This is a genomic window from Zobellia galactanivorans (assembly GCF_000973105.1).
GTDB lineage: Bacteria > Bacteroidota > Bacteroidia > Flavobacteriales > Flavobacteriaceae > Zobellia > Zobellia galactanivorans.
Genome location: NC_015844.1, coordinates 547,365 through 562,669 on the forward strand (window position 1 = coordinate 547,365; position 15,305 = coordinate 562,669).

Annotated in this window: 17 protein-coding genes; 16 read left to right on the top strand and 1 reads right to left on the bottom strand. The window is 37.1% G+C overall.

Annotated elements, in window-relative coordinates:
* Window positions 1–7 precede the first annotated feature (7 nt).
* The 14 genes from ZOBGAL_RS01910 to ZOBGAL_RS23480 all read left to right on the top strand — a co-directional run bounded on the left by ZOBGAL_RS01910 (window position 8) and on the right by ZOBGAL_RS23480 (window position 11,448).
* Complete coding sequence (locus tag ZOBGAL_RS01910; RefSeq protein WP_013991795.1) at window positions 8–868, top strand: hypothetical protein; 861 nt, start codon at window positions 8–10, stop codon at window positions 866–868.
* 17 nt (window positions 869–885) lie between these two features.
* Window positions 886–1,374: a DUF4280 domain-containing protein gene (locus ZOBGAL_RS01915; RefSeq protein WP_013991796.1), complete on the top strand. Its 489-nt coding sequence runs from the start codon at window positions 886–888 to the stop codon at window positions 1,372–1,374.
* Complete coding sequence (locus ZOBGAL_RS01920; protein ID WP_013991797.1) at window positions 1,375–3,630, top strand: hypothetical protein; 2,256 nt, start codon at window positions 1,375–1,377, stop codon at window positions 3,628–3,630.
* A 60-nt stretch (window positions 3,631–3,690) separates the two neighbouring features.
* A complete protein-coding gene (locus ZOBGAL_RS01925) occupies window positions 3,691–4,254 on the top strand; it encodes a hypothetical protein (RefSeq protein ID WP_046287289.1) in 564 nt (187 codons plus the stop codon).
* A 7-nt stretch (window positions 4,255–4,261) separates the two neighbouring features.
* Window positions 4,262–5,035 carry a hypothetical protein gene (locus tag ZOBGAL_RS01930; RefSeq protein WP_013991799.1) on the top strand — a complete coding sequence of 258 codons (774 nt, stop codon included), beginning with the start codon at window positions 4,262–4,264 and terminating at the stop codon, window positions 5,033–5,035.
* A gap of 170 nt (window positions 5,036–5,205) precedes the next feature.
* Window positions 5,206–6,222, top strand: a complete 1,017-nt coding sequence (locus ZOBGAL_RS01935; protein ID WP_013991800.1) for a hypothetical protein — start codon at window positions 5,206–5,208, stop codon at window positions 6,220–6,222.
* A gap of 48 nt (window positions 6,223–6,270) precedes the next feature.
* Complete coding sequence (locus ZOBGAL_RS23770) at window positions 6,271–6,501, top strand: LemA family protein (RefSeq protein ID WP_013991801.1); 231 nt, start codon at window positions 6,271–6,273, stop codon at window positions 6,499–6,501.
* On the top strand, window positions 6,459–6,830 hold the full coding sequence (locus ZOBGAL_RS01940) for a LemA family protein (protein WP_013991802.1): 372 nt from the start codon (window positions 6,459–6,461) through the stop codon (window positions 6,828–6,830). The genes ZOBGAL_RS23770 and ZOBGAL_RS01940 overlap by 43 nt, the downstream gene beginning before the upstream one ends.
* Window positions 6,766–7,176, top strand: coding sequence for a hypothetical protein (locus ZOBGAL_RS01945; protein WP_013991803.1), 411 nt, complete (start codon window positions 6,766–6,768; stop codon window positions 7,174–7,176). Before ZOBGAL_RS01940 ends, ZOBGAL_RS01945 begins: the two co-directional genes overlap by 65 nt.
* A 248-nt stretch (window positions 7,177–7,424) precedes the next feature.
* On the top strand, window positions 7,425–8,327 hold the full coding sequence (locus ZOBGAL_RS01950) for a hypothetical protein (RefSeq protein WP_013991805.1): 903 nt from the start codon (window positions 7,425–7,427) through the stop codon (window positions 8,325–8,327).
* A 70-nt stretch (window positions 8,328–8,397) separates the two neighbouring features.
* Complete coding sequence (locus ZOBGAL_RS23880) at window positions 8,398–8,532, top strand: hypothetical protein (protein WP_013991806.1); 135 nt, start codon at window positions 8,398–8,400, stop codon at window positions 8,530–8,532.
* Between the two features lie 117 nt (window positions 8,533–8,649).
* On the top strand, window positions 8,650–10,206 hold the full coding sequence (locus ZOBGAL_RS01955) for a T6SS phospholipase effector Tle1-like catalytic domain-containing protein (protein ID WP_013991807.1): 1,557 nt from the start codon (window positions 8,650–8,652) through the stop codon (window positions 10,204–10,206).
* Window positions 10,206–11,276 carry a DUF2931 family protein gene (locus ZOBGAL_RS01960; protein ID WP_013991808.1) on the top strand — a complete coding sequence of 357 codons (1,071 nt, stop codon included), beginning with the start codon at window positions 10,206–10,208 and terminating at the stop codon, window positions 11,274–11,276. Before ZOBGAL_RS01955 ends, ZOBGAL_RS01960 begins: the two co-directional genes overlap by 1 nt.
* Before the next feature lie 28 nt (window positions 11,277–11,304).
* Window positions 11,305–11,448 (top strand): hypothetical protein, encoded by a 144-nt coding sequence (locus ZOBGAL_RS23480; RefSeq protein WP_013991809.1) that lies wholly within the window; start codon window positions 11,305–11,307, stop codon window positions 11,446–11,448.
* On the opposite strand, the gene ZOBGAL_RS01965 is transcribed toward ZOBGAL_RS23480, so the two are convergent.
* Window positions 11,445–12,574, bottom strand: a protein-coding gene (locus ZOBGAL_RS01965) for an IS3 family transposase (RefSeq protein ID WP_148560681.1) whose coding sequence is annotated in 2 segments (ribosomal slippage) — window positions 11,445–12,313 and window positions 12,313–12,574 — 1,131 coding nt in all. Because the reading frame shifts where the segments join, the coding sequence is not laid out codon by codon here. The genes ZOBGAL_RS23480 and ZOBGAL_RS01965 overlap by 4 nt on opposite strands.
* Window positions 12,575–13,163: 589 nt before the next feature.
* Here ZOBGAL_RS01965 and ZOBGAL_RS22535 point away from each other — a divergent pair.
* Window positions 13,164–14,156: a hypothetical protein gene (locus tag ZOBGAL_RS22535; RefSeq protein WP_013991815.1), complete on the top strand. Its 993-nt coding sequence runs from the start codon at window positions 13,164–13,166 to the stop codon at window positions 14,154–14,156.
* 266 nt (window positions 14,157–14,422) lie between these two features.
* The gene (locus tag ZOBGAL_RS01980) at window positions 14,423–15,298 is read left to right on the top strand and encodes a hypothetical protein (RefSeq protein WP_013991817.1); all 876 of its coding nucleotides are present in this window, start codon (window positions 14,423–14,425) and stop codon (window positions 15,296–15,298) included.
* The last annotated feature ends 7 nt before the right edge of the window (window positions 15,299–15,305 follow it).

The window sequence follows — 15,305 nt, forward strand, 5'->3', positions numbered from 1 at the left end:
ACTTCTTTTGAAAAACAATAAAGAAAAGGTCAATTTAGGAATTGACAATTACTTAAAAATCGAACCCTCAAATTTCAAAAGGAAATATGGCGTCCTAATTAAATTCAACGACGACAAGGGTAAGGAAAAAGGGCTCATAACCTATGAAATAGAGATAAATGCCCAAAAAACAGACATGTTCTTATGGCTGTACAATTTTGACAAGAAAAACGTACGAATTAATGATCAAAAACCACATAAAAACTTAGATGTCATAGCTACAGAATGTAATTTGGCCCTCTATCCTATGCAATTGGAAATAGGATGGAAACAGAAAAGAAAACGAATTATAAATAGTGATATAATTAGGGCAAATTGGAATGAAAAAAGAAAAATCTTAAAAAACAGGTTTGCACATGAACTGGTAGACTGGTATTTAAAAACTACAGACAACAATATTCAAGATGACACTTTGTTGAACAAAGCAATAGAACAAGACATTTTTCTTTGTTTTTATTTAGCTCCGATATACCAAACATATGGTATGCTGACCAACATGACGGAAGCAGAAATCAAAGTACCCATATTGCCCAACACCCTACCGGTTTGCTTTTTGTCCGAATTAAAAATAAACCACGAGATTAGTAATTATGGTTCTATTACATTAAGAATGGAAGGTTTTTTAAATGAGGAACGCAGTGCCTATGATTTAGTTACCTTAAAAGATATTCCGGTAACACCTTCCAATGAAAATAAAAATGGTCGTATAGAAGCGACATTTCAATTAGATAAGAATTCAAAAATTATAAAGTCCATTATTTCAGATTGCTTCATAGAGCTGCCATATGGCAAAGGGAGAAGTTTTCGAATGGAAGCTTTTGAAATCTAATAGAAAAAGAACAAATTATGGCAAAACCAGAAAAAAACGGAATATTGGTGTGCAAAGGTGCTATCTGTAATTGCACTATGGCTCCCGGGGTACCATCCCTTCCCATGGAGGTAATAACTCAACAAAAATATTACATCAACGACGACCAAGGCACACAAAAACTTATTGCCACAGATTTAGAAAAAACAGTAGCTTCTGTAAATTTTACCACTTGTAAACCCGGCACTCCTTCTTCAATGCCGTGTGCCGCCAATTTAGAATGGTCCGGCTTTTATGAAAACATAGAACTTCCCAATGGAGGAAAGCCTCTTTTGGACACAAGTACTGCACAATGCAGTGCAGGCGGTGGTACAATAACGATATTTAACCATGGACAGACGATAAGCATCCCAGCTTCCACCTTGGAAGATGCGGATGAAGACATACATAGTCAATTAAACCCCATGGTCAATTTGGGAACCGCAAAATATAGGAACGAGGATTACGATGGTATTGAATTAATCTAAATGAAAAGTAAGAAACAGCATATTACTGGAGTAAAAAGAATAGTTGCCAAAGAGTCAAACGGGGTCGAAGCAAAAACCGGATCTCTACATAGTCCTTACCACATATTAATGGGAAGCAAGGAGGATGGCATGTATCTAGATGTCTTTGTACCTGATGACGGTTATTACGCACAAACACCATCCTTTAGGAAAGGAAAAGAAAGCTGGATATGGCATACCCTGAGTGACAAGAACAGAATATTCACCAAGGATGATGCTGTAGGCATTAAAGGTAGGGGAGTTAGAGCCGTCCTAAAGAAAAAACTATGTGGCAGTGCCCTTAATTGGATAGAAGCCTTTCACTCTTACCCTGAAAACAAACTACCCTCAGGTTTCTATGTATCAGGTCAATGTGACCCTAAAATCACCAATGTAACTTGGAAAAAGTATCAAGACGATAATAATGGGGCGGAACTAGGATATGCCGAAGCGAAGTTTGGAGACATGCTCCAATTACACATCGAAACCGAGGGGCTAAATGGTGAATTGTTACATATAGATTTTGAAGAAGATGAAGAAGGAACGATTATTGATTCTGTAAGCGATATTACCTACTTAGGAAAACTTATTTTAAATGTTCCAATAAAAAGTATTTGGAGAAATAAATTGTTCAATCTTGCAGAACAAACTTTTAACGATTATTTACGATTAACTCCAATAATCAGCTATACAGACCCAAAAACGGGAAAGAAAGAAAGCTTGAGGTCTAATTATATTGATATTCAGAATAAGATTGCCGACAGAAAATCTGAAAAAGGGAGTGCTGTACCGGTTTCTATTGGGCGAGTTGAGCATAGTATACTGAGGTACAACCCCTGCAAGTTCACTTCATTGATTATTAAAAAGAAAAAAACAAATAGAGATTATATCTATTTTGATCAGAACAAAACGGTGATAAATCCAGAGCCATATGAAATGGTTTCAGGTTCTAATAAAAACATTAATAATATAACCATAAAAGCAGAAGGACTTGAAGTCGGAAAATGCCTCAGTAGTATTACTGAACATCTCGATGAAAAAATAGTCGTCAGCTATAAGAACAATGACAATATTATCACAAAAGAAGACGTGGTTTTACAAGGAGGTAACACAATAAAACATGATGTCATTTGTAATCTTAGCGAAAATCATTTGGCTCCTTTACATTATATATGGCCTAAAGGAAAAAGGTTGTACCGTAAATATGACTTCTATTTTGATACCTGTAGCTACAAAAAACATGTACCAGTACATGTATATTCCGATATTAAATGGACCTTAGAATTTCAATGGAACCATGATGCCCCCTTTGCATATGGTTTTAGCAAAGGGCTTCCAAAGCATAGCGTCGACAGAAAAAAAGCAATAGGTGCTGCCATAGATGCGGAATGGGCCAAAGAAGAGGGGGAAATGGCCCAGTCCTTTGGTTGGTCTCTAAAAGCCCAATGGGACAAAGGCGATGCTGTTGAGATTGGGGATAAATTCATGGAGAATATCCGAAAGACATTGAAGATGTTTCTAAAGGTCAAGGGTATTGTTGATGGTATTACAACTCAGCTACGAGGAAACCTTCCCTTTGAATTTGAAGTTAAATCTCCCGCCATTGCAATTTCCGCACAATGGTATCTAAAAGAGATGGATAGCGAAACTCCTGATTTTGCACACAAAGTAGCTACCATGGTTACCGTGGGGGCTTCAGCTAATCCATTGATAGGAGCTACATTTACTATCGATTTGATTTCAACCCTTGCTAACGTAGGCTCGCCGGCTGTAGAGAAAATCGTTCGATTCATAAGGGACAATGCAAAAGAATACGTTGAAATTTTGTTCGAAATAAGGTTTAACGGAGAAATCAAAATTGATGGGAAACTAGAAATTAACACATTAACTCCTGAAGAGACAACAGGAAAAATACAAATTAATGGTGAGATTAGTGTAGAAGTAGAACTTTCCGCCAAAGGCTCTACTGGGAAGTTTGTTTCAGGAAGTTTTGAAGCAGAATTGGAAGCTGGGATAACTGGTAAAGCAAGTGTCACCGGAGGATTGGAAGCGGGTGCCGATAAAGAAGGGGTGTATGTAATGCCTGTGGCAGAATTTGGGGGAGTAATCGCTACATTTGTATTAAAGGGGAGTGTCAAATTTGGAATTGCAAAAAAAAGTTTTGATCAAAGTCCTCCGGAGGCAAAAATTGTCGAATCTGATAAAGTAGAATTTCAAAAAAACTATTTAAACAAATAATATATGTTGCGAATGTTACTAATTGTTTTATTTAGCATTTTAACCAGTTGTAATCAAACTATGGATTTAGAAAACTTAACGCTTACTGAAAACATTAATGATTTTTCAGAATTTTTAAACATTAAAAACACTAAATCCATAGACCTTTTACTAGACTATAAATTTTTAAAGATTGAAGATAGTGGTGAGGTTGAAAGGAACAAAGGACGAATAATCAAAGATATATATATTGATCCCTCAAACAATAAGGTTACATATAATAATATAATCCCAAATGAGCTTATGTTTCGGACAATTGATAATATAATCGCTTATTATCATATGGACATTTACGACGCTGAGTCAACAAATATGCTATTTGATTATTTGGAAAAAAAATATGGTAAGGGAAAACTTATTTTTGGAGAGGACAATAATGGTAGTCAAATCTACATTTGGAAAATTGACAATAAATTTATTAGATATTCAACGATAATATACACCAATGAAGATAAAGATGGAAATAGAGTTGATTGGTTAGGTTCCTCATTGGTAATGGTAGATGCGAATGAATTATTAAAGGGAACCTGCCCTTTATACACGAGTATGCTAAAGCAAATAAAAATGCCAGATTTAAGAGAATAATCAAGCAATGGACAAACCCTTTTACAAAATAAAATTTTCCAGCACTTCCTGCAATTTTGAAATACGGATTAATGACATGCCTGTTTTCAGTTATGTGGATACGGGTATGATTTCTACCCAATACCCTATAAACCATTTAATATTAAAATCAGGGAATCAAGGTATTTCATTAAAACTTTGGCCACAGAACAGCCAAAGTAGTCTAACCGAGCATTCAAAATTACAAATTTCAATTCTTGTTAACGATGCTTCCGATCCAAGTAGGATGCCAACAGAGGTACTTGTTTTCCAGACTCCCTTATTCGATAAGCCTATGCCCTTTTTTGAATATAAAACTAATTTTAAAGTCACTGTCCCTTATTTATTGAAAGGTTGGTCCGACTCAAGCATTTTTCAAATAAACCAATCACTAACGAATGAAGTATTAGCTTTTTATAGTAATATTCATAATATCTTAAAGGAAAAGGACTTCGTGGCTTATAAGAAAATTTACTTAACAAAGCTTAAAGAAGTGGATACCAGTATTTACTCTTCTCAAGCGGAAACCGATAGTGAGTGGGAAGAACTTGTTTCATTTTTAAATGACCCAGAAATGCAAATAGCCCCTATATCAAAAAACGTAAGCTTGTTTCTTTATGGAGACGAAAAGGTCATTTCCCTTCAACAACCAAACCTTGAACCAGCGTTGTTTTTTGAAAACAAAACTGAAAAGACACAATATCAAATTCCTTTATTTTTACACAAACCAAAAGAATCTGACAGATTAGAAGTCATACGGTAATAAGTAGATAAATTTGTTTGTATAGACTTTTACTGTCTCATTTGTAAAGAGTACCATTCAGACTAAAAAGACAGACCTTATCAAAACCCACCCTCAAAAGCTATTTAATTAAATAGCTTTCGTTTTATTGGGCCAAGTTTTCAAACCTTTTTACACCAAAATAAAATGCCTTGAATCTTTTTTATTGGGACAAAGTAGATGCATTGATCATAGCTATCATGACCTTTTCTTCGATAGTGTTTGGTGTGGCCTATTATTTTATTTTGAAATCCTTATTCAAGCTAAAGGCAAAACATGTCTGGCCACTTTTTGCCCTTCCCCTGGTATTAATGACCCTCACCGTACTGTACGACCCCGGTTATGCGCCCACGGCTATATGGATCGATTGCGCCATTCTTCTTTTTTTGATCATTGTTGCTCCCATTTATGGCATACTAAAGAACAAGGTGCAACTATCTACCGTAGCATGGTTACTTACCGTAGGGGCCATTGTCCCGATATCCATAATGGCCGGCCCCTATGGCTTAATAGCCTCAATAGTGCTTATTCTGGTCCTAAGCACCCTAACTCCCTCTAAAAGCGATACCTTTTATGACTTACAGACCCTACTGCCCTCTTCAAAGATACGGTCCATGGCCATGGGCCTGGTAGAGGTTTCCGGGAAAACCGTTATGCTAAAACCCCTAATCTCCAAAATAAAAAAAGTGCCCTGCATCGGCTATATCTATAAAATCGATGTAATCCGAACGGACAAAAAAGGCAGGATACGTTATGACAATATTTTAACGGAGACCCAATGCAATACCTTTCAAATAACCGATGATACGGGCACAGTAACCATTAAGGGAGGGGACATAAGCCTATTGGATCTTCCCGAATCGGAACACAGCTATGAATCCAAGGGCAGACGTTATCAGCAATTTTTATTAAAAGAAGGCATGGACGTACTCTTGATAGGTAAGGCGACCAACAAGGGCGGGCAGGTGTTCATTGAAAAAGACACAACGAAAAATGTCTTCGCCATCGCACCCTTGGATTATGTTTATCAATATAACCAATCGACCCCTTTATATCATTCCTTTATAAGACATTTTATATTTTTAATAGCAATCATCAGTATTGTTCTGCTCTGTAACATCAATATAGACGGCGAAAAAATCGTGATAAGCTTTTTTTCGCTTTTTTAAATCAGAACCGGAACAGCTCTTTAAATATGATTTTTAACATATAAATATATGAACAGCATAATCTTAATCATAGTACTGGCCCTGATTTTGGTTTACATCGTTTCCAGCGGCATCAAGATCTACAACCGCCTTGTGATACTGAACCAGAACGTCGACAAGAACTTCGCCAATATCGACGTCCTTTTAAAACAACGTGCAGATGAAATACCCGAGCTCGTAAAAATCGTCAAAAGTACATGGAATACGAGGAAGGCCTGCTCACCAAGGTCACCGAATTGAGGACGAGGTATTTGAACGCTTCCAATAACGAGAACAAGGTAAAGGCCGCCAATGAACTGGACAAGGCCTTTGCCCATATCATGGCGGTTTCAGAGAACTATCCCGATGTAAAGGCCAATGCCTCCTTCCTCTCCCTACAAAAAAGGGTGTCGGAACTCGAAGACCACTTGGCCGACCGCAGGGAGCTTTACAACGACAGCGTCAACCTGTACAATATAGGCATCAAGGAATTTCCCGCTTTGCTATTGGCCAAACCCATGGGATATGGAAACAAGGAACTATTGCAGATATCCGAAAAAGAAAAACGATACGGTGGAGTTCAGTTTTGAGTATTTCGATATTTTAAAAAGCATAAACAGTAACATCGGCAGTATTAAGCTTATGGCCTATGGCGGTATTCTATTATTATATATTCCCTATTGGCTACTATTGAAACTGTTCAAGCAGGATACAACCGGGAAAATGAATTCCCTAGGACTATTATATTTTGTTTTGACATGGTTGATGAGTGGCTTTACCATAGGTATCCTATGCCAAGATGAAACCTCGGGAATAAAGTTGTTCCTTGTTTTTATATCTATCATCACGGTCAACCTCATTTTTGTGCTGAACAATCACTCCCGCCTGTACAAGGTTTACCACAAAAACATACAAGAAATGGCTGGTCTGGAATGAATCGTATTTGCGGCCGGGTATTGGGGCCGGGTATCACAAGCCGGTTCAACAAAACAAAGAACAAAGGGGAAAACCGATCGTTATTTTAAAATATCGGCAAGCCCAATTTTAATCGGGACAATAAAATAGATTTAATACATACTGGCAATAAGAGAAAAAGGCTATAGCCCAAAAAACCAGGCCCATCAAGTTAACCATTGGTCATATATCGAAAATAATAAGCATGACATTTGAAGGAAATTAAAAATATGAACACACTGATTTTAAAAACGGCTTTAATTTTAATTACACTCCCCCTAAATTGTAATAGCGGGACGAACGGTAAAATAAAAACAATCACGAAAACGAAGCAAACCATAGCATATGAAACTAAACCTTTATATAGTTTAAAAATAACTTCAGGCAATCCTTACGAAAGTTATATAAACGATGTTGTATTAGAAAAAGATTACGAAGAAGGCTCAACAGACCATGAACTGCCAATTAATGATTTAATCCTGTCAAGTGGAACACAAGAAATAAAAATTAAATTGCTACCTAATCGAGGTAAAAACGAGGTGAACAAATTAGACGTAGAATATTTTGAGGCAAAAATATATTTGTATGAAAATGGATTAACCTCTTATAGTGAACAAAAGAAGACCTTGTTACATACGTTCAAATTCAAAAACTTTGTACCAAATCAACCAAGTATGATTGCAGTCTGGAAGTTTGAGGCTAAAGTACCTTATCAACATATGGGTTGGAGTGAATCTGTAGACCTTTCAAAAGAAAACAAAGATGACTTATTAAATGAAACCCTCCAAAAATACCAAGAAATACGTAGCATAATTAATGAGGGTAATTATTCTAAGTATTTAAAAGAGTTATCTAAAAAAAATATAGAAAAATTTGATTCTTTTTTTGCTGATAAAGATGTAAAAAATGATGATTTAGAAAGGTTAACAAATAGAATCATAGACAGTAAAAACAATATGAGACCTTTAACAAATTACCATCTTTGTTTATATGGAAAAGGCAAGTTAGTAAGTCTTGAGAATATGAATCATGAATCTCCTCTAATTGCAGATATTAAAGATGAATATGAAGAAGTTTTTAACATCTTTCTCCATCGCCCAAAACCGGGAGCACCACTAGAAGTTATACGTTAACAAAAAAAAAATTGAATCAGGATTTTTACTGTTTATTATACTCCCCCCCACTAGCGATCGTTTATAACGAGTGCCGTTAAGGATCAGCAGCACCTTCAAACAGGAGGCCCAAGAAATTACTACGGATGCCAGTGGGGAGATAAAAACCAATGCCGGAGGTAAGATCACCATTGCAAGTGGTGATTCTATTGAGTACGGGGAGTAGTAACTAACTTAGGTCATTTAAATACAATAGTAAAACAAGAATATTTCTTACCTCTAAAACAAATTCTGTGGAAGTATTTAAAGAATTAGAGAAATATATAAGCAAGAATAATTAGGTATGTGTCAAATAGGATTAACGGCAACTTCTGCTGGCGAAGAAGGAGCAAAAAATATGCTAAGTGGCATAAAGGTACAAACGGCACCGGTTAATGTTGGTGATTCTACATATGAAGAATCAATACCTGAAGAGAGCATAGACATTACAATAGGTGTTTTTTTTGATGGTACTTTAAATAATGCCAAAAATACCAAAGCTAGATTAGCGTTTGAAAAAGCAGGTAATACTACTTGGGAAGGTAGAAAATATAGAGAAATAAAAAGCAATAATGCTGATGATGATACGGGTAGTTATGATAATGACCTCTCCAATGTTGCGCGTATGGAACCTGCTTATGTAAAAAAAGAATCTGGAGAAGAGTTACAAACAAGTATCTATATAGAGGGCATTGGCACTATCAATTATGGTGCGGATGATGAAAAGGGTAAAGGCTTGGGGGAAGGCCCTACAGGTATCCCAGGCAAAGTAGAAAAAGCATGTGAACAGGCAGCAATAAAAATAAAAGATCTACTAGACCGTAGTGAAGCTGAAAAAATAAAGATCCTCCGTATCGATGTCTTTGGTTTTAGTCGTGGTGCTGCGGCAGCGCGGCATTTTATATATAAAATTACCCGTAAAATATACGGAAGAGGACATGTACGAACTAGAAAATTAATTACTGCCTATGGTAAGCTAGGAGAAGAATTAAAAGCCAATGAAGTTGAACAACCACTCTTATTAGAAGTTCGTTTTGCCGGACTTTATGAGACCGTTGCTTCATATGGCATAGAACATGTTTTTGACACCTTTCAACTAGATTTAGATGCGGTTCGTAAAGCAAAACATACGTTTCATTTAGTAGCACAAGATGAACATAGGGAAAATTTTGTAATTACCAATATTAAAAGTGCAGGATCAAAAGGCGTCGAAAAATATATACCAGGAGTACATTCCGATATTGGAGGAGGCTATACCAATAACGATCATGAAAATCATTTAGTGATACGAGAAGGTACTATTTCAATGGATGAAAAACGTACACAGTGGATCTATAAAGCTGCCAGGGATATGCGAGACCAGCTAATTAAGGATAGCTGGTACTCTCCAGATGAAATCTATATCAATAAGGGTAAACTCACTGTTGGCAAAAATGAACATGTACGTCCCAACCATGCACTCGTCGTTAATAGAACTGTATGTTCTCAAAGCTATAGTTTTATACCCCTACATATTATGGTAGAATATGCAAATTCCAAAATTAAATGTTTTAACGATACCATGATAAAAGAAGATTACGATATAAACGAGGATACAAGCGTTAAATTACCTGACAACACCAACTATACGGTCAATTTAAAGGCTATTAAAGCTCGTTTGGATCAACATATTTATAAAAATGCGGCACCTATGCGCTTTGATAATCCCAAAGATGTAAAAATGCTTAGGGCCATACGAGCAAACTATATACATTCGTCGGCGCATTATAGCCAAAAAATTAAAATTAAAGGGGTTTGGTACCCTCCACACCATCCAAGAGATAGTTATTTGACCAGAGAACGCGAAGAAAATGACGGATAATGAATTTAGATAGAAACAAGCTTTCAGCACTCAAAAGAATAAGTCTAATTGGTCTTGTTCTTATTGGCTTCTGCTGTAAACCAAACAAAAATAATAATCAGCAAACCACTAATTCCACTATGAAAACATTTGAATGGCGACCCACGGAATGTGCCCCAGAGCATTACCCTATAGGAATTTATCAAGGGGGGTTTATTACCGAGGATGATGAATATTTTATGATTCCGAATGGTGGTGTGGTTTCCAACGGTTGGGGCAACTCTGGCTCTACTTGGGTCACCGGACCGGATTTTAAGCCCGTTCCCAACAAGTTGAAAATTATTTGGATTTCGTATACCGAAAATCAATTTTATTTTGGAGATTTTAATTTGCCCACAGATAAAATAACAGAACTATTTGAAAAAGGATATATAAACGAGCACGGAAAACATAAAACTTATAACAACCTAATAGTATGTTTAGCCCCAGGAGGCGCTGTATCTGTTTTTATTATGGGGGCAGGTACTAGTATTGAAATAGGGCATTACCAAGCTATAAAAACAGAAGTAGCCATGGGAGATTTTAAGCCTTCTGCAAAAATTAGCCTTGATGAATATGTACAAAACAGAAAAAATGAATTTTCAGATGAGACCAAAAAAGTCATAGCCCAAGAAGGTATTCCCATAGGTAAATGGACTGAATACAGGCAATCCTTTCTTTGGAAGCCTACTTTTAAGCACAAGGATGACGGAGTTCTTCAAGATTTCTCAAATAAATTTTATAACGGTGAAAGTTATAAAGTGCGTTCGGATAACCCCATTCTAAATGAATATAAGGAGTACCCTCCTTCTAAAAGTTTTTATTTTCATTGGAAAGATAAAAACAATAATCGATACGGCTCTAAAATAAAATTTGATGAAGAAGAAATCTGGAACGCCTTTAAAACGATATATAAAAATCCTGAAACAACACAGGCCGAATTAGTTTTGGAAATCGATAAATACAATCGTAGTTTGAAAATCAGCCTAGAGAGTTCCAATGATACCATTGTAATAGAAAAGGCGGAAGTTAAAATGTTCACATCGGATTAAGCATAACAGAATATCATAAAACCATTTAATGCCAAAGACCCAAACATCTTACGCATCTTTATTAGAGCTTAACGGCGAACCCGTTATTCGCACCTATACGGCAGAGATCAAGAATGTGGTGGCCAAGGGCAAAAAGGTGAACTGTAAGCTTCCCATAATTAGAACTGCTTAGTTTTCTAAAACTTCATTAAAGTTATTGTTTTTAATTCTTTTGGGGCTAGCCCCAAAAGAATTAAGTTCCGCGTATTTTACGGGCGGTATTCTACCTAAGGCATCGTGGGGCCTATGATGGTTATAATCGTTGATCCAGATCTGTGTCCGTTCCCTTACTTGGTCTAGGTTTTCAAAGATATATTTGTTCAGCACCCCACGTCTGCAGCTTCCGTTGAACCTTTCCACAAAAGCATTTTGGGTCGGCTTGCCCGGTTGGATATATTTGAACTCTATCCCGTGCATCTGGCTCCAATCATTGGTTATGTGGGCAATGAACTCAGGGCCGTTGTCCATTCTTATCTTCTTCGGCTTCCCTTTCCTATTGATGAGATGGTTGAGCACCCAGACAACGCGATTGCTGGTCAAGGAAAAGTCGACTTCTATATGAAGTGCTTCTCGATTAAAATCATCGATGACGTTGAACGACCTGAAGCGTCTCTTGTTTTCCAGGACATCGGTCACAAAGTCCATACTCCATGTGTGGTTAAGTCCATCAGGCACCTCTAAGGGCTCTTTCACCCTTGCGGGCAAACGTTTCTTTACTTTTCTTCTCAAAGGAAGTCCAAGGGCCTTGTACACACGGTGGACCCGTTTATGGTTCCATGGCTTCCCTTCATTGCGCAAACGGTCGTAGGCCTTCCAGAAGCCTTCCTCCGAATGTTCTTTTGCCTTTTGCCGCAAGGCATCCTCTATTTCGGTGTCGTCCTTCGGCAAAGGTTTGTAATAATAGACGCTCTTGCTCATATTTAGGACACGGCACGCCCTGCTGATACCGTAATGAACAAGTTCTTTGGCGATACTGCGCTTACGGCAAGGCTTCAGAGCTTTTTTTCGATGATCTCCTTCGCCATTTGATGGTCCAAAGCCAAGTTGGCGTACATCTGCTTGAGCTTTCGGTTCTCTTCTTCCAGTTCCTTTATGCGCCTGAGCTCCTTGCCGCTCATTCCGGCATACTTCGAATGCCACTTGTAGAAAGCGGCCGAACTCACACCGTGTTCACGGGTTATATCCGCAACGGTCTTGCCATTATCGAACTCCTTTAAAATCTTTGCGATCTGCGTGGGTGAAAATCTACTCTTCCTCATAATACTGTTTAAAATTAAGATTATTATTCTACTTTTAAACAGTTCGGTTTTAAGGGAAGCTTACAGGGGGGCCCGAAATATATAAAACCGACTTGGTATGCAGGGGACACGGCTTATGGCGCCACTATAGAACTGGACGAAACGGAAACCTTTGAGGCCTTCCAACATATTTTCGAGCAAGAGAACAAGGTCCAGGCCCAGTTTATAGTGGAAGTCGATAAATACAACTCCGAAATCAAGGTTTACCTGAAAAACGATACCCGGACCATAGAGCTTGTCAAGGCCCGAAAAAATATATATCTACAACGGTAATAAAATAGTCTAAAATGAGTCAAATAGGATTATCATCACAAAGTGTAGGTGCGGAAGAAGTTAAAAATGTTTTAAATGGCATAGTGGTCCAAACCGCACCGGCATCTAAAAATGGAAGGAGGTCAAATTAACCTAGATTTGTATAAAAGCAACCCTGTTAATTGGGGATGAACATGTAAACAGAAACCATAGGAAGTTTGAACATTACCAATATAAACCACACCTACCATAGTAATTTGCGAATAAATAAGTTGGACAACCTAAAACCAGGGATTGCATGGAAAAAGTAACTTTTTTAAAATCTAAGTGGAAAAGAATTAAAGAATTCCTGAAAGGTCACTTGGATTTAGAAATTTCTGTAAAACCTTCAGCTGTTAAAAGTAAATTAATAAATAATAAAATCTTTAAAAAAGCTGATGATTGCACTGTTATTATTATTAGTGATGCACAATCCTCTCCCCAAGGTTTAATTATAGTTCCCTTTCTAATATTATTATTTCTATTTTTCTTAGGACCAGATGATATGTTTTCAAGTTTAGGAAGTCTATTTATCACTTTGGGATTATTTTCACTATTAATTCTTGGAATAATATATTATTTCACCATTCCCAGCAAAGATATTATTCTTAAGAGATATCAAGGTACATTAAGTGTACCTGGATTCATGTGGAAAAAGGGATTTACAATAGAATTTAGTAAAGGTAGATTTGGGTGGGTTGGGACTGGAGGGTCCTCTGGCAATTTAGACATGGTATTAGCCGTAAAACATCCTGACTATCTTCTTAAAGGAGCTAAATTATATGGTCATATTACTAAATTTGATGAATTATTATCATTCTACGTATGGTATATGGACAGAAACCGTCCCCTACCACCGGGGGATGCCTTTGACCCCTATAGGGAAAGGGACTTTTTAAGGCGGAAGGCCGAAGGCTTCCCCCCTCCCCTGTACAAAAGCTATGTCCCTACCCCAGAAGCCACCCCTGAACAACAAAAAGAACGGGAGCAATACTGGACAGATGAGCAGTATACCGAAAAATTCGAAAGAGAAGAAGGATCAACATGGTATGACCCACAAATTCATAACGACTGGGAAGAAACCACCTATTTGAAACCAGAAACAAAAACCCCTGTAGCCAACCGATATGTAAAATTCATTTTCAATGACGGGCGCATTATATATTCCCAAACAAATGAAGATGGAAGTCTGTATGAACCTCCAGAAAGTGAAGACTTTGAAATGTTGTTTGTCTCGATCAAAAAACCATAGTATTTTGATAAACAGCAAGGTTTTATAAAATCCAATATCCCAGATTTACAAAAGCCACTTATTATTAAAAAATCCAAGGTTCTTTTTGCACTTCGCCTAAAAATAGATCCGGAGGCCGAGCTCTACTTCCCCTATAAGTTGAAAGGTGAGGAACGCTATATGGGCGCAAGAATAAAGTTGACCAATACGGAGATAATGCTAGAGAATTCTGATCAAGAAGAAAATCTTAAAAATTTACCTTTAAACGAACTTTTAAATCATGATACATGGTAAAAGTAAAAGACTACTTCAATAAAAAACTTACCCACACTTCCTACATAAAGAAAAGAAAGAAAAATGCTTTTTGGGCGGGGTATCTACCTTTTGAAATTTCTGAAACCCCAATGTCAAAGACTTTAGAGTCGGTTGGTAAAGACTCAAAAAAAAAATATAGAGTAGCAAATCATGAAGTTTTAGTAAGTGAAGAACCAAAATTTCTTGTGCCCTTGATTTTTTCTATAATTGCCTTATTTTTTCTTTTTAGATCAATTGCTGTCTTGATTACGACAAATAATTGGGATATGACTGAGATATTTCTTTTTGCTCTTAGTGTTTTACTACTTATTTCTTGTATCGTTTATTATTATACAGTACCAGATAAGGAAATGATTTTAAATCGTAGAGATGGTCTGGTCTCTTTTCCAGCTTTTACCTACGGCAAGCCTTTTACCATGGCCGTAGAAAAATTACGAATAGGTTATACTTCCGGGGCCAGTGGTTCACCGGGACCGGCAAGGTTGATTATCATAAGACCTACTAAAAAACAATTTGGATATATGACAAATTTAGGGGGTAGTTATTTGCAAGAACTTTCCTTTTTAATATGGTATATGGACAAAAACAGACCATTGCCACCTGGTGACGCTTTTGATGAGTACCGTAAAGCGGATTATAAACGCAGAAAGGAAGAAGGTTTTCCCCCTCCTATTTTCAGAAGCTTTATACCTACACGCGAGTATAAACACAAGTGGCAAAAAGAACGGGACAAACATTGGAAAGACATCATCGAAACCGACGAAAAAGGAAACCGAGTACACCGCATATGGCAATCCGCAGAAAATGTAGAACGCCATGGTGAATGGAAACCCGTGGTACCACAATAAATTAAAA